Source organism: Luteolibacter yonseiensis (assembly GCF_016595465.1).
Classification (GTDB): Bacteria; Verrucomicrobiota; Verrucomicrobiia; order Verrucomicrobiales; family Akkermansiaceae; genus Luteolibacter; species Luteolibacter yonseiensis.
Window position 1 is genome coordinate 49,959 of sequence record NZ_JAENIK010000001.1, and the last position, 23,681, is coordinate 73,639.

The following is a 23,681-nucleotide window of genomic DNA, read 5'->3' on the forward strand; positions in this document are numbered from 1 at the left end:
TCCCCGGTCTTCTTTCCTTCACGCATTCCCGTCTCTCCAAACGGCCCGGCGCATGCGGATCTTCACCTCATCCACCAGCTCGAACAACACGGGCACCACCAGCAGGCTCAGCGCGGTGGAGGTCACCAGCCCGCCGATGACGGCCACGGCCATCGGCGCGCGGAATTCGGCGGACCCTTGCAGGCCGAGGGCCATGGGGGCCATCCCCGCGACCATGGCGATGGTGGTCATCACGATCGGCTGCGCCCGCTTGTGGCAGGCGTCCAGGATGGCTTCCGTCCGGCCCAGCCCGTGCTCCCGGCGGGACATGATGGCGTACTCGACGAGCAGGATGGAATTCTTGGTGACGATCCCCATCAGCATCACCAGCCCGATGAGCGAGGGCATCGACATGCTGTGGCCGGTGAGCGCCAGCGCGCCGAAGGCCCCGCCGAGCGAAAGCGGAAGCGCCGCGAGGATGGTCAGCGGCTGCATGAAATCATGGAACAACAGGACCAGCACCGCGAACACGCAGAGCACTCCGGCGGCCATCGCCAGACCGAAGCTTTCGAACAACTCGCTCATCTGCTCCGCGTCTCCCGATTCGATGCGCCGGACGTCCGGCGGCAGTTGCTTCAACGAGGGCAGCGTGTCGACCTGCTCCAGCACGTCGCCCGTCGGCCTGCCCTGCAGTTCGATGTCGATGGTGATGTTCCGGCTGCGGTCGAAGCGGTCGATCTGCGCCGGTCCGCCCTCGATGGCGATGGTGGCGACATTTCCGAGCGGCACCGCGCCGTTTTTCCCCGCGACGCGCAGGTGCCGCAGCGTGGCGAGGTCCCGCCTTTCCCCGGGGGAGAACTGTGTCCGGATGTATAGCTGGCGGTTCGGCAGGTCCAGGCGGGGGAGGTTCTGGTCGTAGTCTCCGGTGGTGGCGATGCGGACCGCCTCGCCCAGCGCCTCCGCGCTCACGCCGAGCTCGGCCGCGAGAGCGAAATCCGGGCGGATGATCACCTCCGGCCGCAGCAGGCTGGCGGAGGATGTGATGTTCCCGAGGTCCGGCAGGGTCCGCAGCTCCGCCATCACGCGGCGGGCGGTTTCCGCCAGCGAATGCTGGTCGTCGCCCGCGAGCACCAGCGATACCTTCTCGCCCGAGCCGCCGCCGCCCACGGCGAAACGGGCACCCGCTATTTCACGGAAGCGTCCGCGCAATTCCGTCTCGATCTCCTGCTGCGTTCTGTCGCGTTTGTCCGGAGCCACCAAGGCCGCGTTCAGGGTCGCCTTGCGGACCTCGCCCGCGCTGCCGGACTCCCCCATGCCACCGGAGCTCCCGGCCCCGATCACCGTGTGGACGTTCCGCACCCCGGCTTGTTCGGAAATGATCTTCCGCGCCTGCTCCGCGAGCCACGCCGTGTGCCCGATTCCGCTCCCCGGCGGTGCCTCCACCGTGACGGAAATCTGCGACTGGTCCTCCGCGCCCATGAACGTCGTGGACAGCAGGCCGGACAACCCGACCGATCCCGCCAGGAAAACTCCGGTGGCGATCATGACCTTCACCGGGTGGCCCAGGCACCAGCGGACCATCCCCATGTAGGTCTTCGTGATCCGCCCGTCCTTTTCCACCGCCGTCTGCGGCTTCATCAGGTAGGCGGCCATCATCGGCGTGAGCAGCCGGGCGACCAGCAGGGAGAACAGCACCGCGATCGCCGCCGTCCAGCCGAACTGCACGAAGAACATGCCGGGAATCCCGCCCATGAACGCCGTGGGCAGGAACACCGCCACCAGCGTCAGCGAGGTGGCCACCACCGCCAGGCCGATCTCGCTCGCCGCCTCCAGCGCGGCATCCATGGCGCTCTTGCCGTCCCGCAGGTGGCGCATGATGTTCTCCACCTCCACGATCGCATCGTCCACCAGCACCCCCACGATCAGCGTCAGGGCCAGCAGCGTCACCGAGTTGAGCTGGTAACCGAGCAGGTGGATCACGATGAAGGTCGGGATGATCGACAGCGGCAGGGCCACCGCCGAAATCAAGGTCGCCCGCCAGTCCCGCAGGAAAAGCCACACCACGATGACGGCGAGGATCGCGCCTTCGTAAAGCGAATGCATCGACACGCCGTAGTTCGTCAGCACCGGCTCGATGGAGTCGTTGATTTCCCTCAGCCGGACGTGCGGGAAATCCTTGCGGAGCTTTTCCACCCGTTCGCGCACGAGCACCGCCACCGCCACTTCCGAGGCCCCGGTGGCCCGCTTCACCTCGAAGGTGACCGCCGGTTTTCCGTCAACGAAGGCCATCTCCCGCCGCTCCGCCGCCGTGTCCGTGACGGTGGCGATGGCACCGAACCGGACGTGTCGGCCGTCGGCGAGCGGGATGTCCAGCGCGGCGATCTCGGCCGCGCTCCCGACCGTGGCGATGGTGCGCACGGACTGCTCCATCCCTCCCAGGTCGATCCGTCCGCCCGGCGATTCCTGCCGCACCTCGCGCAGGCGGGAGGAAATCTCGCCCGCGGTGACACCGAGCGCGAGCAACTGGTCCGGATCCGGCTCCACCCGGATCTCCCGCGTGACGCCGCCCTGCCGCGTCACCTCGCCCACACCCTTCAGTGAAAAGAGCTGCTTGCTGATTTCATTGTCCACGAACCACGAAAGCGCCGCCTCGTCCATCGCGGCGGACTCCACCTGATAGGTCAGGACCGCGCCGCCCGTGGTCGTCGCCCGGGAAATCAGTGGTTCCAGCAGGTCCCCCGGCAGGTCGCCACGGGCGGAACTCACCGCGTCCCGGACATCGTTGACCGCCTCCTGCACGTCCTTGCCAAGCTCGAACTCGATCACCGTCATCGAAGTGCCGTCGTTGATGGTGGACGTCATGTGCTTGATCGAGCCGAGCGTGGCGAGCTGGTCCTCGATCTTGCGCGTCACCTCCGTCTCGAGGGCGGACGGGGTGGCTCCCGGCAGATTGGCCGTCACCGTGACGGTGGGGAGGGCCAGGTCCGGCATGTCCTGCACCGGCAGCTTCATGAAACCCACCAGCCCGGCGAAGGTCAGCAGCCCGAAGATCAGCAGCGGGGGGATCGGCTTGCGGATGGCCCACGTCGAGAGATTCACGGCGCACCTCCTTCGGTCCGGCCGGTGGCGGTGACCTCCACCAGGTCGCCTTCATTGACGAAACTGCCGCCGGAAACCACCATCCGGTCGGTCTCCGAAACGTCACCTTGGATTTCCACCAGATCATCCCTGCGGCGCGACGTGGAAACCTTGACCTGGTGGGCGAGCGCGTCCTGCCCCACCCGGATGACATAGGTGTATCCGTCCCGATAGACGATCGCGGATTCCGGCACGTGCAGGGCGGGGGACTCGCCGGTGCGGATGACGCCGCTGAGAAACATGCCCGCCCGGACAGCCGGGGATTCCGGCAGATCGACATAGCAGATGGCGTTCAGGGTCAGGTTGTCGAGGGTGGGGGAGAGCTGGCGCACCTTGCCTTCCACCGGCCCGGCGTTGTGGATCTTCAGGGTGGCGGTCTGGCCGGGGCATACGCCGGCCAATTGCCTGGAAGAAACCTCCGCACGCCATTCCAAGCGGTTCTGGCGGATGAGCCGGAACAATTCGGAACCGGAGGCCAGCACCGTGCCCAGTGTGGCCGAGCGTGAGGAAATCACCCCGTCGTCGGGAGCCGTCACCCGGGTGTTGCGGAGTTCGAGCTGCCGCGCGGACAGGCGGGCGCGGGCGGAGGAAAGCTCCGCCTCGTTTTTTTGCACCGTCGTTTCATTCAGCCGGTGGGATTCCTCGCTGACCGCCCGCGACCGGACCAGATGGCTCGTGCGCGCCAGTTGGTCCCGCGAGGTGGCGAGGGTGGCTTCTCCCGCGCGCACGTCCGCCTCCATCTCCTCCAGCCCGGCGCGGATGGTGTCCTCGTTGAAGCGGGCGAGGAGCTGGCCCTTTTTCACCGCATCGCCCACGTTGACCAGCACCTCGTCCAGCTTGTGGTCGCCGATCTCCGAGCTGACGACGGACTCCTGCCATGCCTCCACCCTGCCGCCCACCGCCAGCTCGACAGGCCAGACCGAGGTGGCCGGTGAAACGAGTTCCACCGTGAGGGCGGCCCGGGTCTCGACCTTTTCCCCGTCGTCCGCCTGTCCGCACCCGGCGAGCAGGACGAGGATCGCGCAGGCGGCGGTGAAGAGCCAGCTCCCCGTGACGGCGTCCTTCATGACATGGGTGGTCAGGGAAATGAAAGGTAGGATCATGGTCATCGGTCTTCCGGGACTTGCGGTGCCACGCGCTCAGAAATCGAAGGAAACCGACACCGCGCCGAACGCCGCCGGATCGACCTCGAGCTTCACGTCCTTGTCATAATAATCGAACTCGCGCCCGAAGGAGTAGCCGCCCTCGACGTTCAACGTCACTCCGGTGTCGAACCGGTATTCGAAGCCCGCCACCGCCCGGATTTCCATCTCGGACAAATAGGTGTCGCCCATGCTGCGGCCGGAGGCGGTCACCAGCGACGGATTGTCCACCGCATAGGATTCCCCTTCGAGTGCCGCGCCGCCGTAGAGCGAGAGATGTTCGTTCCATTGGTACCTCAGCTCGGTGCGTGGCGCGCCCAGCGCGAGCTGCCACTCGGAGTTGATCTTCCATTCCACTCCGAACACCGGCAGGACCGGCATCTCTGAAAAAACGTCCACCCTCACCCCCAGCGCCAGCGACAGGTTTTCGGTCTTCTGCCATTTTCCGAGCACCATCAGCGGGACGTTGAGGCCGTCGGACACATCCACCTCGTCGTCGCCGTAGAAGCCCGGCGAAATGCTCGCGAGCACCGACCACTCGTCGTCACGACGCCATATCGCCCGCAGGTTCACGGCGAACTTGGTGAGGTCCTCCGGGACCAGCGGGGCGCCGGCGCTCTGGTCCGTTTGCAGGAGGTTGTAACCCAGCCCCGCCTCGAACATCCATTGTTCGCCCACGGGAATCATGTGGCTTGCCTCGACGCTGTAGCGCGCGGTCTCCACCTCGCCGAGCTTGTCTCCGGAATACTCCGCGTCCCCGGAACCCGTCACGCTCCCTCCCAGCATGATCGAGTAGCGTTCCTGCGGCGGCTGCGCCCGCAGCGCTCCGGCGGAAACGAGGGTCAGGCCCGCGGTGAATCCCAGCAACTTCGATATCGGTTTTGATTTCATCGGGCGCATCCTAGCCGCCCCGCCGCCCCTTCCGCTGAAGCGAAAATGACCAGCGGGTGGAACGCGGGGACGAACGGCTCCGCACGGGGATGAGCGCCCTTGCGGGGGCTGCCGGGGGGCGGTCCATACAGGGAGCCACGCGGGTTGCTTTTTGCCGCGCATCAGTGCGAAACGCGATGCTTCCGCGATTTCCGACCACGCGAGGCATGCGGATGAGCCGGACATCCCTGCCTCAAACCACTCGATTTCCCGCGAAAAAAGCCACCCGCGCCACGCTGTGGCGGGATTTGGCACCGTGCGGGGGCGGCTTGGCATTCCACCTGCGAATAACCATGCAACGACAACAAAAAACCAACTCACATCATGTTCAATCCCAACTCTCTCGAAGACATTCTCGCAGCCGAAATCCAGGATCTCTACAGCGCGGAAACCCAACTGATCAAGGGTTTGCCAAAGTTGGCCCAGGCGGCTTCCTATACCGAACTTGTCGCTGCTTTCGAAGCCCACCTTGAGGAAACACGATCGCACCTCGAGCGGCTCCAGGAGTTCTCGTATCTTCTTGAAATCGCCTCCGCCGAAAGCGTTCACGAGGAAGATGAGGAAGCCATCGACGATCTCGATCTTGTATACGCCGCTTGAAAACGGAATGCCGCGGGAGCCGCATGCCCGGGTCACACTGATCCGGTCGACGACTCTCTTCTGAGAAAAAAACGGTGATCCTGCGGTCACCGTTTTTTTGGCTATTTTGCGAACGACCGGGCCGACTGGCGGAGATATGGATTGTTTGCCAGAAGTTGTTTCCGATACTCCATACGACTTGCGGATCCTTGGCGCTGTCCGGAGTTCAAGCTTCAGCTTGCTCTTTCACCTTCGCCCGATCTTCCAGCTTCAGGATGCTGTTCCGAACCACTCCCGGGGCTCGTGAAAGAGCAAGCTGGCGCTGTCAGCTGAAGCTTGAACTCCGGCAGCGGTTTGGAGGGCCGTCGCCGCACCCGTTTCGGAAATGTTTTTCGGCACTTCAAACACCAGCATAAAAGAAATCCGCAGGGCCACCTTCGTGACCGCTGCGGATTTTTCGTTCTACCGGAGTTTCCTCAGCGACCGTCGCTGGGCTTCTTGCCGGTGGTCTGGGTGGACTGGGTCTTGGGATTTCCGAACATGCGGGAACCCGGTTCTCCGGCACGGTCGACACAGCTGGTCGACATGAAGGTGAGCGCGGTGGCCACGGCAAACATCGTGGCGGTGGAGGTGATGAGTGTTTTCATGAGTTTGTGGTTTGGTTTGTTGGCGGACACGGATCGGTCCGCCATTTTTCCGAGCAGGAGTTGTTCCCAACGCAGTTATGGGAATCTCATGAGTTATGGGTAAGGCGTGTCGTGCGCAGGGGAATGCGAACATGCTTTTTGCAACGGATCGCCAGGTATCCAGTCTTGTACAATAATGGGATTTTCTTCACCCGCCCGCTTGACACATCACGCCGGCACGCGGAACCAGAAGGGCGATGGGAATGAATGCGAACAAGTGGCTCAAGGTGGTTCCCGAGGGGCTGTATTGCGCGCCCGGGGATTTCCATATCGACGCGATGAGCCCGGTCGCCACCAACGTCGTGACCCATGGCCATGCCGACCACGCCCGCGCGGGACATGACCGCGTGTTCGTCACCCCCATCACCGCGGACATCATGCGCACCCGCTACGGCGAGGACTGCGCGAGGGAGATGCACCCGGTTCCCTATGGTGAGAAATTCGGGATCGGGGATGTCACCCTTTGGTTCGAGCCCGCCGGGCATGTGCTCGGCAGCGCGCAGGTCGTCATCGAGCACGACGGCACGCGGGTGGTGGTCTCCGGCGACTACAAGCGCCGCCGCGATCCGACCTGCGCGCCGTTCAAGGTCACCGAGTGCGATGTCTTCATCACGGAGGCGACGTTCGGCCTGCCGGTGTTCCGGCATCCCACGACAGAGAGCGAGATCGCGAAACTGGTCAAATCCCTGCGGCTTTTTCCCGAACGGTGCCATGCGGTGGGCGTGTATTCCCTCGGCAAGTGCCAGCGTGTCATCATGGAGCTGCGGGAGCAGGGATATGTGAAACCCGTCTATCTGCACGGTGCCTTGGTCAGGTTGTGCGAACTCTACCGCAGGCACGGGGTGGATCTCGGCGAGACCATTCCCATTTCCTCGATCGACAAGAAGATCCTGCGTGGCGAGATCGTGCTCTGCCCGCCGTCCGCTCTCGCGGACCGCTGGGCCAGGAGCCTGCCGGACGTGCTGCCGTGCAATGCCAGCGGCTGGATGCAGATCCGCGGGCGCGCGAAGCAGAAGCTCATCGAACTGCCGCTGGTCATCTCCGACCATGCGGATTGGGACGAGTTGCTGCAAACCGTCGATGATGTGAAGGCGCGGGAGGTATGGATCACCCATGGCCGCGAGGACGCGCTGACGCACGCGCTCGAACAAAAGGGCATCAAGGCCCGCTCCCTCCGGCTGGTGGGTTACGAAGAGGAGGACAACGACTGATGAAGGAATTCGCCAAACTGATCGACCGGCTGTTCTACACGCACAGCAATCTTTCCAAGGCCGTGCTGCTGAAGGATTATTTCGCGAACACCCCCGATCCGGACCGGGGATATGCCCTGGCCGCGATCGCCGAGACCCTCGATTTCAATTTTCTCAAGCGCGGCCTCATCAAGGAACTGATGTTCACCCGTGCGGACCCCGTGCTGGTGGAGATGTCATACGACTACGTGGGCGAGATGTCGGAAACCGTCGCCCATCTGTGGACCCCGGCCCCGGACATGGTCCGCCTCGAACGCCTGCCGACACTCGCCGAACTGGTCGGAAATTTCCAAGCGATGAACAAGGAGGAGATAAGGCTCTATCTCTCCACCCTGCTGGACAACTGCACGCCCACCGAGCGCTGGGCATTGTTGAAACTGGGAACGGGAGGCCTGCGCATCGGCGTCACCGCCCGTTTCGCGAAGAAGGTGCTCGCGGAGTTCGGCGGCAGGGATGTCCATGAGATCGAGGAGATCTGGCACAGCCAGCGGCCTCCGTATGTCGCGTTGTTCCGGTGGCTGGAGGGCGCGGCGGAAAAACCGCAGGCGGAGGAAAGCGTCAACTTCGTCCCCGTCATGCTTTCCCATCCGCTCGGCGGGGAGAAGCTGGAGTTCCGGGACTATGCCGCCGAGTGGAAATACGACGGCATCCGCGTGCAACTGATCTCGAACGACAAGGGTTCCGCCATCTTCACCCGCACCGGCGACGACATCAGCCATGCCTTTCCCGACCTTCTCGAAAGGATCCGCTTCAACGCCGTGCTGGACGGCGAGCTGCTCGTCCGCACCGGCGGGAACATCGGCTCGTTCAACGATCTTCAACAGCGCCTGAACCGCAAGAAGCCGGACAAGAAACTCATCGAGCGCTACCCGGCCTATGTGATCGTCTACGACGCGCTCTTCCTCGAGGGGGAGGATCTTCGCGGCCGCAGTTATACCGAACGCCGTGAGAGGCTGACCGCGTGGTGGGAAAAACACCCGATCAACCACATGCATGTTTCCGAAAGCCTGGAGGTCCTCGACCAACAGCAGCTCGACGAACTGAGGCGCAGGTCGAACCGCGTCGACATTCCCTACATCGAGGGGCTGATGTTGAAACGGAAGGACAGCGCCTATGTCTCGGGGCGGCCGAAAGGTTTATGGTATAAATGGAAGCGCGACCCGCTGGTGGTCGATGCCGTCATGATGTACGCCCAGCGCGGCCACGGCAAACGGTCCAGCTTCTATTCCGACTATACCTTCGGTTGCTGGCGGGACGGCGAACTTCTTCCGGTCGGCAAGGCCTACTCCGGTTTCACCGACGAGGAGCTGAGGAAGATCGACACCTGGGTGCGCAACAACACCATCGGCCGCTTCGGTCCGGTGAGGGAGGTGGAGAAGACACTCGTGTTCGAGCTCGCCTTCGACTCCGTGGCGCGTTCGACACGCCACAAGTCCGGCGTGTCCCTCCGGTTTCCACGCGTCAGCCGCATCCGCTGGGACAAACCGGCGGGCGAGGCGGACCAGTTGGAGACGTTGGAAAAGATGGTGTCCGGGGAGGGGTAGGGATTGTGGATCGTGGATCGTTGATCGTGGATTGTGGATTGTGGATTGTGGATTGTGGATCGTGGATCGTGGATCGTGGATCGTGGATCGTTGATCGTTGATCGTTGATCGTTGATCGGGATCGGGATCGGGATCGGGATCGGGATCGGGATCGGGATCGGGATGGTGGATCGGGATGGTGGATCGGGGATCGGGGATCGGGGATCGGGGCATGCACCGATGGACGCAATGGACTCTTCAGCACCAACGGTGCGCAATGTGATAGCCCAGGACAACGTCCTGGGTTGCCGTTCGACAAGACATGAAGTCCTGAAGGGACGCAATCAATGGCGCGCGGGCTTCAAGGATGCCGTCCTTTCAGGACTTGTTAGATATGGGCGGAGGCACCCAGGGTTGCGCTGCGCTTGCCCTGGGCTGTCTCATGTCGCACCGTTGGCGCTGGAATCCACGGTGGGTGTTAAAATCCACGGTGCGCAATGTGATAGCCCAGGACAACGTCCTGGGTTGCCGTTCGACAAGACATGAAGTCCTGAAGGGACGCAATCAATGGCGTGCGGGCTCCAAGGATGCCGTCCTTTCAGGACTTGTTAGATATGGGCGGAGGCACCCAGGGTTGCGCTGCGCTTACCCTGGGCTGTCGCATGTCGCACCGTTGGTGCTGGAATCCACGGTGGGTGCTAAAATCCACGGTACGCAATGTGATAGCCTGGGACAACGTCCTGGGTTGCCGTTCGACAAGACATGAAGTCCTGAAGGGACGCAATCAATGGCGCGCGGGCTCCAAGGATGCCGTCCTTTCAGGACTTGTTAGATATGAGAGGCACCCAGGGTTGCGCTGCGCTTACCCTGGGCTGTCTCATGTCGCACCGTTGGTGCTGGAATCAAACGCTTCTTCCATTACCAATGTTCACCGGTCAACGTTCACCGGCCAATGTTCATCGGTCAATGTTCATCGGTCAATGTTCATCGGTCAATGTTCGTGGGCCAATGTTCATCGGCCAATGTTCACCGGCCAATGTTCACCGGCCAATGTTCACCGGCCAATGTGCGTCGGCCAATGTGCGTCGGCCAATGTCGTTGGTCACCGTGCGTCGACAGCCGCGCATCGGCCGCGCGGGTTTTCAAACCCGGTCCACGCGGCTCCATCCGGCGCGGACGGCGGGGCGGGCGTCTTCCCACGCCAGCCGGGAATTGGGATATTTCTCCGCCCAGGCACGGGCGAGTTCCGGTTCGGTTCCTTCGTAGGCACCACCGTCGCTGTTTTCATATCCCTCGTAGCCGGCACGGTAGGCGGGGCCGTAGTCCTCATAATCATAGGCGGAGTTATAATATGGTTCGTTCCGGTAGTTCTCCTTCCAGTAGGCATCCTCCGCGGTCGGATCGATGACTTCGCCGGCGGCATGTCCGGCGGCCGCGCCCGCGATGGCTCCGAGCACTCCGCCCACCGCCATCCCCACCGGTCCCGCCGTCGCTCCCAACACGGCCCCGGCCGCCGCTCCGCTGGCGCTGCCCACGCCGGTGCCGACCGGATGGGAACCCGGCTCGCCGGTGATCGGATCCCTGTTCGCGCTCTTCTGTGTCTGTGATGGGTCTTGATTCAGGTTTTCTGTTTTCATGGTGATATCCATCCAGCAAGCGCCACACCATCGGTTCCGCCGCACCTGGTGCCACGAAGGACCCTTGGTTTCATCAGGGAAAAACCACCCTTCGGAGATTCCGCTGCCGTGGGTCGCGATGGTCCCGCCACGTGCATTACGCATGGATCTGTTGCAGAATGGCATCCGGCGCGGAACCGGCCACGATGTCACGAAGCCCGGAACAGATAACAAGTGGCGGGCACATCCATTCACCCGCCTGCCGGGCCACCGATCATCCTGCGGTTGGCATTCCGCCTGCGAAAGGCGGTTCATGGCAGATCAATCAGAAACAAGCGGAGCCGTCGATCCGACACGGCGGACAGTCCAAGGCACCGGGCAACAGGTGCTTCATTCCCTTGAGGAAATCCCCGCATCGGTCGGGCAGGTATCCAGGGGGATTTTCGGGGCGGTTTCACGGCGGGACCACACCTCGTGGAAATCGAGGAAACCCACGGAACCGGGTTACTGGTGCGGCCGGCTCGATTCGGCCATCGGTGAACGCATCAGCTCCAGCCCGGTGCGCTCCATCGCGATGTGCCTTGGAATGGGAGTCATCGCGGGACTTTGTGTGAAAAGCCGGCGATGAGGGAAAGGCGGCGACCCATGATCGCCGACCCATGAAACGATGAATCCCACGCGCCCGTGTGCCGGCGCGTGGGATCGTGTGGTTTTCAATCAGGGCAATCAGGGCGCGCCTTGCTCGATCACGTCAAGCACCGCGGCGGCGGCTCCCGTTCCATCGGAGGGAACCTCATGGTAGATGGGGTCCTTGCCGGGCGGAGCGGTGATGGCCGCATAGTAGTCGTGCATGATGCGGTAGAACGGTTCCGGAATGGCTCCGTCCTGCACGGCCACCGCGCCGATCCGCACTCCAAGCGTCTGCGCCTGGAGCGCGAGCTGGTGTGCCTGGTATTCGTCCGATGCCACGTTCGTGAGCGTCTCATCCTCCACGAACACATCATTTCCACCGCTCGGGAGGGCGTCCGTGATCAGGATCACCACCTTGGTGGCGGTGCTGCGGAAGGGCGTGCTGAATCCGTTCGAGACGTTCAGGATATGCTTCAGGCAGACGTCCGTGCTTTCCGGTGTGCCGCCTCCACCGCCGGCGGTAATGGCGTTCAGCGCGGTGGTGAAGGCGGTGCCGTTCAGCGATGCGAAGAGAACCCTCTTGTTGGATCCCTCCGTGTCCGGAGTCACCAGCGCGAGGCGGTAGTTGTGGCCCGAGGAAACGTCGATGTCGCCGATGATGTCCTGGAGTTCCGCCCGGATGTTGTTGATCGCTCCGGACATCGATCCGGTGTTGTCGAGAACGAACGCGACGTCCATCGGCCCGATGACCGGGAGATCGATCGGTGTCGCGGAAACGATGTCCGACGGCGCCGACTCCACCTTATGACCCCAGTTGTCCTTGAGGACCACCGTGACGTAATACCAGTAGGTCGTGCCGTTGGTCAGCCCGCGGTCCACCGCTCCGTAAGGGGTGCGGTTGAGGTTGTCCCCCACGTCCGTGAACGGTCCGGTGGCGGACGTCGAGCGGTAGATGTTGTAGTGGTCGAAGGAGGTCCCCCATTCGAGCCCGAAGGCATCCCACGTCAGGACGACACGCTGGTAGCGCCCCTCGGCCGCCAGACCCGTGAGGGCGGGCAGGGAGGTGATCACCGTCAGATCCGTCGAGTGGCTGATGCTTCCGCTTGCGACGGTGACGGTGTAGGTGCCGGGCGTGGCGTTCGAGGTGAACAGGCCGGTGCCCGTGTTGATCGTCCCGCCGCCGGAGACACTCCACGTCACCGCGGAGGGGGCGATGGTGCTGCCGAACTGGTCGTAATAACTGACGGTGAACGGCAGTTGCGTGCCCGCGGCCGGCACCAGCAGGGTCGCCGGTGATTGGTCGATCTCCAGCCTGTCGAGCACCCGTGCGGCGACCGTGACCGTGGTGGTGGCCACTTTCGCGCCATGGGTGGCGGTGATGGTGAAGGTGCCCAACGTGCCGTTCGAGGTGAAGCTCGCGGAGTCGCCATAGGGGGTGATGGTTCCACCGCCGCTGACCGACCACGTGGTCCCGGAATAGATGTCGAACGAGTGTTCGTGCTGGTCGTAACCGTAGGCCTGGACATAGGTGCTTCCGGAAGGAGGGATCACCGGCGTGTCGGTGGTGGCCGTCAGCGTGGTCAGCACGGGAGTGTAAACCGTCACCGAGGTCTGGGCGCTGTGCGGTCCGCTCGTCGCGGTGACCGTGAAGGTTCCGGTGGCTCCGTTCGAGGTGAAGTAACCGTACTGTCCGCCCGGGGAGATGGTCCCGCCACCGCTCAGGCTCCAAGTGGTGCCGGACAGGTCGATGGCCGTTCCGGTGGCGTCGGTCCCCTTGACGAAGAAGGTCTCATAACCGTTCGCCGGAATGAACTCCTCGTGGGGGCCGAAGAAAATCCGCCCCCAGATATCGAAGCTGAACACCGCCTTGAGCTGTCCCAGGTTCGCCGCGGCGTAGTTCTCCGCGACAGGCGTGGTGGGCAGCCACGGATAATCCGAAGTCCAGCCGGAGGGATAGCCCTGGTTGATGAGGTTCTGCCTCGTGTCGTATCCGGCGGCCTTCAGGCGGTCGTAGAACGGCTTGGCCACGGCCTTCACCTGGCCCAGGTTCGCGGGCGCGTAGTTGTCCTCGGATTCCGTCGTCGAGTAGAACCCGTCGACGAGCGTGTCCACCTCGTCCCCGGGGCCGCCGGGAAGATAGGTCTGGAGATATTGCCGGGCTTTCAACGCGACATTCTTGAGCTGTCCGACGTTCACCGGCGCGTAGTTCTCACTCACGGCGTGCGACGCGGACGGGTCGATGATGTCGGTGTAGTCCTCGGCCCTCGTCCACCACGGCGGATCCGCCGCATGGGACAGGGAGACGGAGGCGAGGAGGATCGCGAGGATCCTGCCCGTGGTGTGGAGGCCCTTGGCAGGGCCGGTGCGTTCACGGTGGCCGCGCGGGCGCCGGAAGCTTGGGAAAAAGTTTTTACCAATCATTGAATGGAAAAGGTGGGTGTTGGAGGGCGGCGGTGCGGTTGCCCGTTCGCCCCGGATGCCTTCCGGGTGTCGATCAGTTGCCGAAGATTCCCATCAGGATGTCGCCCTGCCGTTCGCTCAGCGTGACCTTTCCGTTCAGCACGGCGTGGCCGTCGACCACCAGCGCGTTGCCGCCGCTGTCATTGGCGGAAGCGGTCGGGTCGGCCAGCGGGGAAACACCCGTCGCGCGGGTTTTCCACGGATTGTTGACGACCGTGGTTTCCCCGAACACCTTGGATTTCTCCGTCGCGGTGTTTCCGACGACGGTGGTGTTCGCACCATCGCCGATGGCGTTCGCACCGATCACGATGGAGTTGTTGTCGTTGTTGTTCCTACCGCGGACGTTGGCTCCGATATACACGCTGCTCTCGGGGTCGGTGAGGGCTGTCGAGCCGTTGGACTGGTAGATGCCGGCGTTGGCACCGATGAAGACGTTGAGGCTGCCGGTGGTGTTGTTCCAACCGGAGGAATAGCCCAGGCTGGAGTTGTTGCTCCCCGTGGTGTTGAATACGAGGCCATAGGTCCCGATCGTGGAGTTGTTGTTACCCGTGGTGTTGTATCTGAGGGCGAAATATCCGGTCCCGGAGTTGTAATCGCCCGTGTTGGTGCTGGCGAGGGCGAAGGCACCGTTCGCGGAGTTCGAATAACCCTCGGTGTTGGCGTTGAGGGCCTGGTAGCCGGTCGCGGTGTTGTTGGCGCCGGTGGTGTTGTAATAAAGCGCCTGTGAACCGAACGCGGCGTTCCAACTGCCCGTGGTGCTGGAGTAGAGGGCCCTGAAGCCGTCCGCGGCGTTGTTGCTGCCGTTCGTGTTGGCGGTGAGGGCCTGGTAGCCGGACGCGGTGTTGTAGCTGCCGGTGTTGTTGAGGTAGAGGGTCTGGTATCCGGTTGCGGAGTTGTTCAAGCCGGTGGTGTTGGAGAAGAGCGACTGATATCCGATCGCGGAGTTCCCGGAACCCGTGGAGTTGAAGTAGAGGGCCTGAGCCCCGTTCGCCAGGTTGTAGTTGCCGGTGGTGTTGGAGTTGAGGGCGCTGAATCCGGTCGCGGTGTTGGAGGCTCCCGAGGTGTTGTTGCGGAGCGCCTGCGGTCCGAAGGCGGAGTTATAGGAACCCGTGGAGTTGAACAACAGCGCGAAGGTCCCGTGGGCCGCGTTGTAGGATCCCGTGGTGTTGAGATAGAGCGCCTGGTGTCCGGTCGCGGAGTTGCTGGTGCCGGTGGTGTTGGCCTGGAGCGCCCTGTTGCCGCTCGCGACGTTGTTGGTCCCCGTGGTGTTGGATGACAACGCGAGATTTCCGAGCGCGGTGTTTTCCGCCACGTTGCCCGCGCCTCTTCCGACCCTGACTCCATTGATATAGGAATCCGAGGCCACTCCCAGTCCGCCCGCGATCGTCACGGCTCCCGTGGTGGAGGAGGTGGAGGCGGTGGTGGCGGTCACCTGCAGCTGGCCGCCCGAAACCTCGAGCCCGCTGGTGAAGGCCGGTGCGACCGGGAAGGACAGCGCTCCGCTGCTGTTCGCGCTCAACGCCGTGACCGAGCCGAACTTGATGCTGCCGCCGCTCGCCGGAAAGGTGAGGGTGCCAGCGTCGGGCGCCAGAAGGATGCCGGTCGTGGTGCCGTCCGCCTTGTAAAGGGTGAGGTCGTTGGCGGAGCCCAGCGACAGCTTGTTTCTCCCGGCACCGGCGGTGTTGTCCTTCCATAGGAAGGCGCCTCCGGTCTCGGTGATGCCGAAGGCGGCGATGCGCGTGGAGGTTCCGGTGTAGTCGATCTGCAGGGCCGTGGACGCCGTCGCCCCGAGGTCGATGCCCCTCACCACGCTCAGATCCCCGGGAAGGATGACATTGCCGTCCACCGCACCTGTCGTGATGAAGGTGTCGTTGGAATCAAGGGTGGCGGCGGCGTGCAGCGCCGCAGGAGTCAGGGCGAGGGCCGTCACCGTCAGGTTGATGGCGGCGAACAGGCGGAGGCGTTGATTTTTGGATTTCATGTAGGTTGTTGGACTTGTTGTTAAGGGACGCGCCGGATCGATATGTCCGGCGCGCGACATATGGGATCGGTGGAGCGCTGTCGTTTTTTGACAGGCTGCAGCAATAACGGGATGCTGTGCGGATCCGTGGCATCTCCCGACTGTCCGGCTGCCAGTGTTGGCTGCGGCGGCGGGGCCTCCATTCCCTATTTAGGGATCTGGATTCCGAATCACGACGACACTCAATCAGATGTCCTGACGGTCCGTCAAATTGAAACGGAGGCATCCGGCGGGGGTGCGGCCATGAATGTGTTAGAGAGTTATGCTTTTGTTCCGATTCGGACATGATAGATTAGTGATTTGATAATGGTGGAATGGATGGAATGCTTATAAAACAAGGGTTTGGTTTCGGGACCGGAGCCTGCCCGGGGACAAGTGGGGTGGTTTCGGGATCGAATCGCGGTCGGACGCGACATCGGAATTTTTTTTCATATCCATGGAGCGGCGGCGTCGTTGTAATCCCGCCGATGACGTTTCCATGCCGATGACAGGACATTCCTCACTCCGATTTCCCGCAGGCGCGCTGCGGCTCCTCCACCTTGCCACACTGGTCGGGGGCTGCTTTGGCTCCGCTCTGGCGGACGTCCGGCTGCCTTCGTTGTTCGGCGACGGCATGGTGCTCCAACGGGACGAGCCGGTGAACCTCCGGGGGTGGGCGGATCCGGGTGAAGAGGTCGTGGTCCGCATCGGCGGCAACGAGGCCGGAACCGCCAGGGGAGGCGATGACAGGAGCTGGAGCGTGACGCTGCCGGGATTTCCCGCCGGACCCGTCCCGGAGATCAAGATCTCCGGCAGGAACGAAATCGTCCTCAAGGATGTGCTGGCGGGAGATGTGTGGGTCTGCTCCGGACAGTCGAACATGGAGATGAGCCTGGCGCGTGCGGAGGACGGCCCTGCCGAAGCGGCCAAGGCCGATCATCCGCAGATCCGTTTGTTCCGGGTCAATGTGCTGGGCAAGGCGTCCGGAAAACAACCGGGGACCGACTGCCGGGGAAAGTGGGCGGCGTGTTCTCCGGAATCCGTGAAAAATTTCTCCGCCGCCGCTTATTATTTCGGGCGCGACCTGCACCGCGAGACCGGCGTGCCCATCGGCCTGGTCCTGGCGGCGGTCGGCGGCACCCCGGCGGAGAACTGGACACCCGCCGCCGCGCTGAAGGCGGACCCGCCGCTCGATCTCTTCCGGGCTTACCAGCAGGAATACGAATTCCGCCTGAACTATCACCAGACCTATCTCAAAGGGTGGGAAAAAGAAGCCGCCACCGCCCGGACCGAAGGGCGGCCCGAGCCCCGCAAGAACCCCGCTCCGAAAAAATGGGAGGAGGTCGAGCCGCGGTTTTCCTCACTCTACAACAACCTCATCCACCCCATCACCCCACAGGCGGTGAAAGGGGTTTTCTGGTATCAGGGGGAGACGAACGCGCAGCGCGCCTATCAATATCGTCCGCTGTTGGCGAGACTTATCACCTCATGGCGGAGCGCTTGGCAAAAGGAGGACCTGCCGTTCGTCATCGCCCAACTTCCGAATTTCCAGGCGGACCGCATCATTCCCGGATCGTGGGCGGAGCTGCGGGAAGCACAGGCCCGGGTGGCCCGCGAGGTTCCCCATTGCGCGCTCGCCGTATTGATCGACACCGCCGTGCCATCGGAGGAACTGCATCCGGTGAACAAGCGGGATGTGGGGAAACGCGCCGCCCTCGCCGCCTTGAAAACCGCCTACAAACGCGATGTCGTTTCATCGGGACCGACATTCGCCGGGGCGGCGTTTCATGATGGCGCCGCCACCGTGGAGTTTCAGAACATCGGGGATGGCCTCCAAGCGGCGGCAGGGGAAAAGATCAGCGGATTTTTCCTCGCCGGTGAGGACCGTAGGTTCCACCCCGCCGAGGCGGTTGTCGAAGGAGGCAGGATCACGGTGCGCAGCGGGCTTGTCCCTTCACCCGTGGCCGTCCGATATGCATGGGCGGACAGCCCCATCTGCGATTTATATAATAAAAACGGCCTGCCCGCCGCCCCGTTCCGAAGCGATGACTGGCCCGGACCGACCGAAGAACGCGGGATGCGGAATCCATCCGGTGAGTAGCTGGCCAGCGGTGGCGCCGGACAGCATGTCCACCGCGCGCGGCGTTCGAGATGAACGCGCTCCGAACACAGGTAAAGATATATGTCTGATGGACATGGCATGCCGTCGGATCAGGAATGCGGATGATATACAATGATACTCCGCCGTTTCTATAAAAAGATAGGCGGTGGATTGATCACGCGCCGGAAACAACCCTGGGCCGAAGCCGCTGGCCGGAGCCGCCGGCCGAAGTTACGGACCGGGCGTCGGATGGGCCTCGGGCCAGGGTTTGCCACGGGTTTCCGTGGAGATGGGATCAGGCGGAGCGGAGAAGCTCGTCGAAGGCCGGAGGAAAGGAACGGTTGTCGCGGAAACGGATCGTCCCGCGCGTCACATCGATGGGGCCGAACGTCTTCAGGAAGGCCGAGGCGCTGGCGGAACCGGTCGCGGATCCCACCGCCTTTTCCGCCGTGCCGGAAATCAGCGAGAGGCTTTCCTCCAGGTTGTCACCGAGGTCTGCCACGTCCTGCGGCGAGTTGAACACGCTCACGAGGATGTCGTGGGATGCCTGGGCGGTGGCGGCCAGCGCGGCGGCAAGGGTGGTGCCGGTCGAGCGTTCGTTGAAGATGAATCCGGTGCCCCGGCCGAGGATGGAGATCACCGCGTCATGGATGGCGAGCAGGCGGATGGACTCGATCTCGTCGGACCACTCGTTCCGGCTTTTCAAGCGGTTCAGATAACGGGCGGAGATATGATCCCACGCGACGAAAAGGGAATCGAGCGAAGGGTTGTTGAGGTCGAAGGCGAGGACGGCGATCAGCCGTGAGAATTGTGGTGTGGGAAGGTGCATCGTCTGGGAAAAGGTGGAAGGTTGATGGAAACCGCCCCGTGGCGGTGGCCGTGGGGCAGGGGAGCTTTCCGGTAGAAAACCGGGAAGCGGGGATCACGCGGATGGACGCGGAGTCAACAGCGGCTGTCCCAATGACGGAACGCCGGAACCGGACGATGGCTGGAAATCAACATGATTGGTAAGGGCTGAAAAGGATCACGCTTGGGTAGCAGGAACTCGGCTCGTACCGTCGATTTGCTTGCGACGGCGGAAAAATAGCTTCGCGGTGAGGGTGTGCAAGTAAATAATGGTAATTTGCGCAATATTGTAATGATTGAAAGCATCCAGCCAGATGCCGAGAAACCACGGAGGGTTGATCCAGAAGAGTGCCGGCCGGAGTTCAAGCTTCAGCTTGCTCTTTCACAAGCCTCCGCGAAGAGCACGCTGAAGCGCGAACTCCGGACCGATTCAAGGACTGCGATGATTACCCTGATCTCGGCAGCGGTTTGGACGGACGACAGCCATCTCCGACAGGCTACATCCAGAAACGCGAACGCATCCGAACCAGTCTTGCAGGCCGCCCGGAGTTCAAGCTTCAGCTTGCTCTTTCACCCTTATCCAGTTATCCATCATTCATGTATCGCTGGAGAAAATCCACGCCTGAACAGCGGTTGGAAACACTTGAGGTGCGCAAGCGCCAGCGACGTCCCAAACACAGTCCTCATCATCCGGATGGAACCGGAGTCTATCTGGTCACCTCTACCTGTTACGAGCATCGGGCATGGATCGGGACGTGCGAACAGCGTTTGGACGATTTTTCATCCGATCTGCTACAAGTCTTGCAAGAACACTCCGAACGGATTGACGCATGGGTAGTGCTGCCGAATCACTATCATGCGTTGGTAATCGTGAAATCCAGCCGTTTGCTCTTGGCTGGACTCGGAAAACTCCATGGCCGTACTTCGTTCCAGTGGAATGGTGAGGACAATACGAGGGGACGGAAAGTCTGGTTCAACACCATGGAGCGTCGGATTTCCACCGATGCCCATCATGTGGCCGCGATCCACTACGTTCATCATAATCCGGTGAAACACGGTCATGTTAAGAAGTGGGATCAATGGAAATGGTCGAGCGCGGCGGAGTATCTGGAGCGGCTCGGTCGTGATGAGGTGGCGAGAAGATGGCGGGAATATCCATTGTTGAATTTCGGGGTGGGTTGGGATGATTGAAGTTTCCAAGCTGGCGCTGTCAGCCAAAGTGCCAACTCCGGGCCGTCTGTAAGACAGGGGAGGATGCGTTCGCGTTCCCGGGTGCCGTTGTAGGACAGGGCTGTCGGCAGTTGAAATCGTTGTCGACTCCGGGACCGGTATCGCAGTCCTTGAATCAGTCCGGAGTTCGCGCTTCAGCGTGCTCTTCGCGGAGGCTTGTGAAAGAGCAAGCTGGCGCTGTCAGCTGAAGCTTGAACTCCGGGCGGCGGTTCGGAGGATCGATACCCCTCGTGTCATCATCCTGGTCCGATGCGGGCGACGATAAGGCCGCTCGTCCCCTAAGGCATATAAGCCCTGCCAACTGCGAGGGTGACTTTGCCGTTGGCATTGAGCGCCGCTCCTTCCCCAACACACAAAAAAGGGGCGGCAAATGATGCCGCCCCTTTCCTCCAGACCTGTCTCCGGACCTGTCACGTTCCGTTCCTACTTCGGCACGTAGATCTGGTCGAAGATTCCGCCGTCGGCGAAGTGGGTCTTCTGGGCCTTCACCCAGCCGCCGAATTCCTCGTCGATGTTCACGAGCTGGATGGCGGGGAAAATGGATTTGTATTTTTCGGCGATCTTCGGATCGCGCGGGCGGTAGTAGTGTTTTCCGGCGAGGTCCTGGCCGGCCTCGGTGTAGAGGAAGTCGAGGTAGGCCTTCGCGATCGCGGTGGTGCCTTTTTTCGCGGTGTTCTTCTCCACCACGGCCACGGATGGTTCGGCGAGGATGCTGATGGACGGATAGACGATCTCGGTTTGTCCGGGGAATTCCTTTTCGATGAGGTGGGCCTCGTTCTCCCATGACAGCAGCACGTCGCCGATGTTCCGCTGGGCGAAGGTGGTGGTGGAACCGCGCGCGCCGCTGTCCAGCACCGGCACGTTCTGGTAGAGTTTCTTGATGAAGTCCTGCACCTTCACCTCGTCGTTGCTGAAGGCGCGCCTGCCCCATGCCCAGCCGGCGAGGTAGCACCAGCGCGGGGCTCCGCCGGTCTTCGGATTCGGCGTGATGACCTGGGTGCCGGGGGTGACGAGGTCGCCCCAGTCCTTGATGCCCTTGGGATTCCCCTTCCGCACCACGAAGACGATGGTGGAGGTGTAGGGGCTGCTGTTGTTCGGCAGTTTTTTCTGCCAGTCCGCCGGGAGGAGATCGCGCTCCTTGTGGATCATGTCGATGTCGAGCGAGAGCGCGAGGGTGACGACGTCCGCCTCGATGCCGTCGATGACGGACCGCGCCTGCTTGCCGGAGCCGCCGTGGGACTGGTCGATCCGGAGATCCTGGCCGTGGTCCTTTTTCCACTGTTTGGTGAAGACGTCGTTCACCTCGATGTAGAATTCCCGTGTGGGATCGTAGGAGACGTTCAGGAGGGAGACCGGTTTGGTGCCGGCGTCCGCGACTTTGTTTTTCCCGCAGGACGAGAGGAGCAGCGCGGCTCCGGAGAGGACGATGAACAGCTTGGATTTCATGATGGTGGTGACTGCCCGTTGAGGCGGGTAAGCGGGTGGGTGGGAAACAAGTCCCCGGAATGTGGATCAATCCTTGATCTGGATTCTGGACTCGGCTTCGGCGAGCGCCGCGAGGATGTCCTCGGAGGTGGCGGCGGCTTTCAAGGCGTCCAGCGTGCCGCCCTGGAGGATCCTGGCGAGGCGGGCCAGGCCGTGGAGATGGGACCTGTCGTCCGGGGTGGCGAGAAGGAAGAAGAGGGAGGTGCCTTCCTGGTCCTCCGCGCCGAAGTCCACCGGAGCGCTGGTGCGGACGAGGCAGAGGAACTGGCGTTCGATGATGGAGGGGATGGGGCGTCTGGGGTGGCAGAGCGCGACTCCGCCCGGCATGGCGGTGCTACAAAGGGATTCGCGGTCCACCAGCGAGGTGAGCAGGTGTTCCCTGTCGAAGAGCAGGCCGGTGGCCTCCGCCGTGGTGGCGATGGCGTGGAGCACTTCCGTCTTGTTCGCGGCAGGCACGTCCAGGGCGATGCCCTTGAGCGGCAGGCGGGACGTCAGGCGGTCCGTACGCGTGGTGCGGAAGGTGCCGTCCGCGAGCAGGGAGGATTCCATTTTCGCCTCCAGTTCGGTGACGCGGGCGGTGTCCAGCGTCTGGATCTTCTGTTCCAGCCAGTCCACCACGTCGTCACGACGGAAGACGCATTGTCCCTGCACCTCGAGGCCGGGAAGGTGTTCGCCACGGACGAGTCCCTCGATGAAGCGGGGCGACCAGCCCAGATAGCTGGAGAGTTGCCCGATGTTGATGTATTCAGATTGTGTCGTTGTTTCCGTGCTCATGAAATGTGTGGTTGGTTGTGTGGCGGTCTTGCCTGGAGGCCTTGTCTGGCGGTCCGGAGACCGTGCGGGCATTCCGGAAAAAGAATCAGCCGCCCCGTCGCGCTCGGCACGCCGGGGAGCTGATGGTCCGTTTCCTCCGGTCGTGCGGTCGGCGTTCGAATGCGGTGGGCGTGGTGCCTCAGGATGCGGTCTTCAGCTTGGGAGCTTCCTCGCGTGGCGAGACGAAGCGGGTTTTCTCGATGCTCTCGACCTGGGTGACGCGTCCGTCGTGGACGGTGATCTGGACCGAGCCGAAACGGAGGTTCGCGGCATTCTTGCGAACGATTTCAAGCCAGTCGTGTTTCGGAGCTTCGGTGGAAGGTTGTTCGGTGGTGATGGTGCTCATGGAGTCTTGGATGATGTTGAATGGGGATGTCCCGCAGGCATCGGTCGTCTGTGCTCTCAGGGCGGAGTGGCATGCCAGATAATCCTCACGGATGGCTCATTCGCTCAAAGGCGGATGAACTTGTTGGAACTAACTAGTAGGAATTAAAACGAGGGTTTCAAGGAAATTTTCCGGATTGCAGTCCCCGTGAACCCTATGTGTTTGGTATTGTGAATTATACGATTATCCAAATATCCGAGCCCGGAGGAGGATTCCGCAGTGGTGGTCATGATAAAATGCAGAGGAATCGCAACGATCGCGGCATTTCGATTTGGCGAACGTGTTGAGGCTCATCTAAATCCTACATTCCCGTAGGAAGCTCGGGAATATCGGGGGCAGAGTGAGGGCGGAGCCAACGTAAAAGACAGCAAGGTGGCTCCTCCCTCGCCTCTTGCATCCTCAGCCGTCCGGACGCAGCATCTTCCCATGGAACTCGCCGAAGTCACCTGCCCGACCTGTTTTGAAGTTTTTGAAGTGGCCATGCCGCATCCGGATGAGATGCCTGCGGAGGTGGACTACGATTGTGAGATCTGCTGCCGTCCGATGATCATCGTCTTTACCGAGGATGATGTTTACGCGAAGGGATTGGGAGATTGAGAACCGCCTTGATCGCGTCCCTTCAGGACTTGATTATCTGTACCATTTCGACCCGGGACGTTGTCCCGGGCTATCCCATTTCGCACCTTTGGTGCTGAAGACTGCAATGCTGGAGCCCTCGGTGGAGGAGCGGGCGGTGAGGAGAGGTTGTGTGAGAGGTCGTGTGAGAGGTCGTGTGAGAGGTCGATGCCGGTGCGAGGTGGTGCCAGGTGGTGCCAGGTGGTGCCAGGTGGTGCCAGGTGGTGCCAGGTGGTGCCAGGTGGCTTTCGCACAAAAAAAACGCGGGGACGGC

General features: G+C 62.4%; 18 protein-coding genes. 7 read left to right on the forward strand and 11 right to left on the reverse strand.

Translation table 11 applies throughout. From position 1 onward, the window contains the following. Positions 1–18: 18 nt before the first annotated feature. From JIN84_RS00160 to JIN84_RS00170, 3 genes are read right to left on the reverse strand one after another with little or no spacing between them, the layout of a single operon-like run. On the reverse strand, positions 19–3,078 hold the full coding sequence (locus JIN84_RS00160; protein ID WP_200348985.1) for an efflux RND transporter permease subunit: 3,060 nt from the start codon (positions 3,076–3,078) through the stop codon (positions 19–21). Continuing rightward, complete coding sequence (locus tag JIN84_RS00165) at positions 3,075–4,220, reverse strand: efflux RND transporter periplasmic adaptor subunit (protein WP_200348986.1); 1,146 nt, start codon at positions 4,218–4,220, stop codon at positions 3,075–3,077. The genes JIN84_RS00160 and JIN84_RS00165 overlap by 4 nt, the downstream gene beginning before the upstream one ends. Before the next feature lie 36 nt (positions 4,221–4,256). After that, positions 4,257–5,150 carry a DUF6268 family outer membrane beta-barrel protein gene (locus tag JIN84_RS00170; protein ID WP_200348987.1) on the reverse strand — a complete coding sequence of 298 codons (894 nt, stop codon included), beginning with the start codon at positions 5,148–5,150 and terminating at the stop codon, positions 4,257–4,259. Between the two features lie 363 nt (positions 5,151–5,513). Here JIN84_RS00170 and JIN84_RS00175 point away from each other — a divergent pair, with 363 nt between their 5' ends. Then, complete coding sequence (locus tag JIN84_RS00175; protein ID WP_200348988.1) at positions 5,514–5,789, forward strand: DUF892 family protein; 276 nt, start codon at positions 5,514–5,516, stop codon at positions 5,787–5,789. A gap of 455 nt (positions 5,790–6,244) precedes the next feature. On the opposite strand, the gene JIN84_RS00180 is transcribed toward JIN84_RS00175, so the two are convergent. Then, a complete protein-coding gene (locus JIN84_RS00180) occupies positions 6,245–6,415 on the reverse strand; it encodes a hypothetical protein (RefSeq protein ID WP_200348989.1) in 171 nt (56 codons plus the stop codon). A 242-nt stretch (positions 6,416–6,657) separates the two neighbouring features. Here JIN84_RS00180 and JIN84_RS00185 point away from each other — a divergent pair, with 242 nt between their 5' ends. Both JIN84_RS00185 and JIN84_RS00190 read left to right on the forward strand, forming a co-directional pair. Then, complete coding sequence (locus JIN84_RS00185) at positions 6,658–7,665, forward strand: ligase-associated DNA damage response exonuclease (protein ID WP_200348990.1); 1,008 nt, start codon at positions 6,658–6,660, stop codon at positions 7,663–7,665. Beyond that, positions 7,665–9,248 carry a cisplatin damage response ATP-dependent DNA ligase gene (locus JIN84_RS00190; RefSeq protein ID WP_200348991.1) on the forward strand — a complete coding sequence of 528 codons (1,584 nt, stop codon included), beginning with the start codon at positions 7,665–7,667 and terminating at the stop codon, positions 9,246–9,248. The genes JIN84_RS00185 and JIN84_RS00190 overlap by 1 nt, the downstream gene beginning before the upstream one ends. 1,121 nt (positions 9,249–10,369) lie before the next feature. Here JIN84_RS00190 and JIN84_RS00195 read toward each other — a convergent pair. Further along, positions 10,370–10,864 (reverse strand): hypothetical protein, encoded by a 495-nt coding sequence (locus JIN84_RS00195; RefSeq protein WP_200348992.1) that lies wholly within the window; start codon positions 10,862–10,864, stop codon positions 10,370–10,372. Positions 10,865–11,156: 292 nt separating this feature from the next. On the opposite strand from JIN84_RS00195, the gene JIN84_RS00200 reads away from it, so the two are divergent. After that, a complete protein-coding gene (locus JIN84_RS00200; protein ID WP_200348993.1) occupies positions 11,157–11,471 on the forward strand; it encodes a hypothetical protein in 315 nt (104 codons plus the stop codon). Between the two features lie 98 nt (positions 11,472–11,569). Here the strand turns inward: JIN84_RS00200 and JIN84_RS00205 are convergent, their stop codons facing one another. Both JIN84_RS00205 and JIN84_RS00210 read right to left on the reverse strand, forming a co-directional pair. Then, positions 11,570–13,894: a vWA domain-containing protein gene (locus tag JIN84_RS00205; protein ID WP_200348994.1), complete on the reverse strand. Its 2,325-nt coding sequence runs from the start codon at positions 13,892–13,894 to the stop codon at positions 11,570–11,572. A gap of 73 nt (positions 13,895–13,967) precedes the next feature. After that, a complete protein-coding gene (locus JIN84_RS00210; RefSeq protein WP_200348995.1) occupies positions 13,968–15,914 on the reverse strand; it encodes a beta strand repeat-containing protein in 1,947 nt (648 codons plus the stop codon). 517 nt (positions 15,915–16,431) lie between these two features. Here JIN84_RS00210 and JIN84_RS00215 point away from each other — a divergent pair. After that, positions 16,432–18,033 (forward strand): sialate O-acetylesterase, encoded by a 1,602-nt coding sequence (locus JIN84_RS00215; RefSeq protein ID WP_200348996.1) that lies wholly within the window; start codon positions 16,432–16,434, stop codon positions 18,031–18,033. Between the two features lie 295 nt (positions 18,034–18,328). On the opposite strand, the gene JIN84_RS00220 is transcribed toward JIN84_RS00215, so the two are convergent. Beyond that, positions 18,329–18,862, reverse strand: a complete 534-nt coding sequence (locus JIN84_RS00220) for a hypothetical protein (protein ID WP_200348997.1) — start codon at positions 18,860–18,862, stop codon at positions 18,329–18,331. Positions 18,863–19,476: 614 nt separating this feature from the next. Here JIN84_RS00220 and JIN84_RS00225 point away from each other — a divergent pair. Next, entirely contained in the window at positions 19,477–20,070 is a 594-nt protein-coding gene (locus JIN84_RS00225; protein WP_200348998.1) for a hypothetical protein, read from the forward strand. A gap of 462 nt (positions 20,071–20,532) precedes the next feature. Here the strand turns inward: JIN84_RS00225 and JIN84_RS00230 are convergent, their stop codons facing one another. From JIN84_RS00230 to JIN84_RS00240, 3 genes are all read right to left on the reverse strand, one after another. Continuing rightward, positions 20,533–21,555: a sulfate ABC transporter substrate-binding protein gene (locus tag JIN84_RS00230; protein ID WP_200348999.1), complete on the reverse strand. Its 1,023-nt coding sequence runs from the start codon at positions 21,553–21,555 to the stop codon at positions 20,533–20,535. A 66-nt stretch (positions 21,556–21,621) separates the two neighbouring features. Further along, positions 21,622–22,368, reverse strand: a complete 747-nt coding sequence (locus tag JIN84_RS00235) for a PTS sugar transporter subunit IIA (protein ID WP_200349000.1) — start codon at positions 22,366–22,368, stop codon at positions 21,622–21,624. A 178-nt stretch (positions 22,369–22,546) separates the two neighbouring features. Beyond that, complete coding sequence (locus JIN84_RS00240) at positions 22,547–22,753, reverse strand: YezD family protein (RefSeq protein ID WP_200349001.1); 207 nt, start codon at positions 22,751–22,753, stop codon at positions 22,547–22,549. 465 nt (positions 22,754–23,218) lie between these two features. Here JIN84_RS00240 and JIN84_RS00245 point away from each other — a divergent pair, with 465 nt between their 5' ends. After that, a complete protein-coding gene (locus JIN84_RS00245; RefSeq protein WP_200349002.1) occupies positions 23,219–23,389 on the forward strand; it encodes a zinc ribbon domain-containing protein in 171 nt (56 codons plus the stop codon). Positions 23,390–23,681 lie beyond the last annotated feature (292 nt).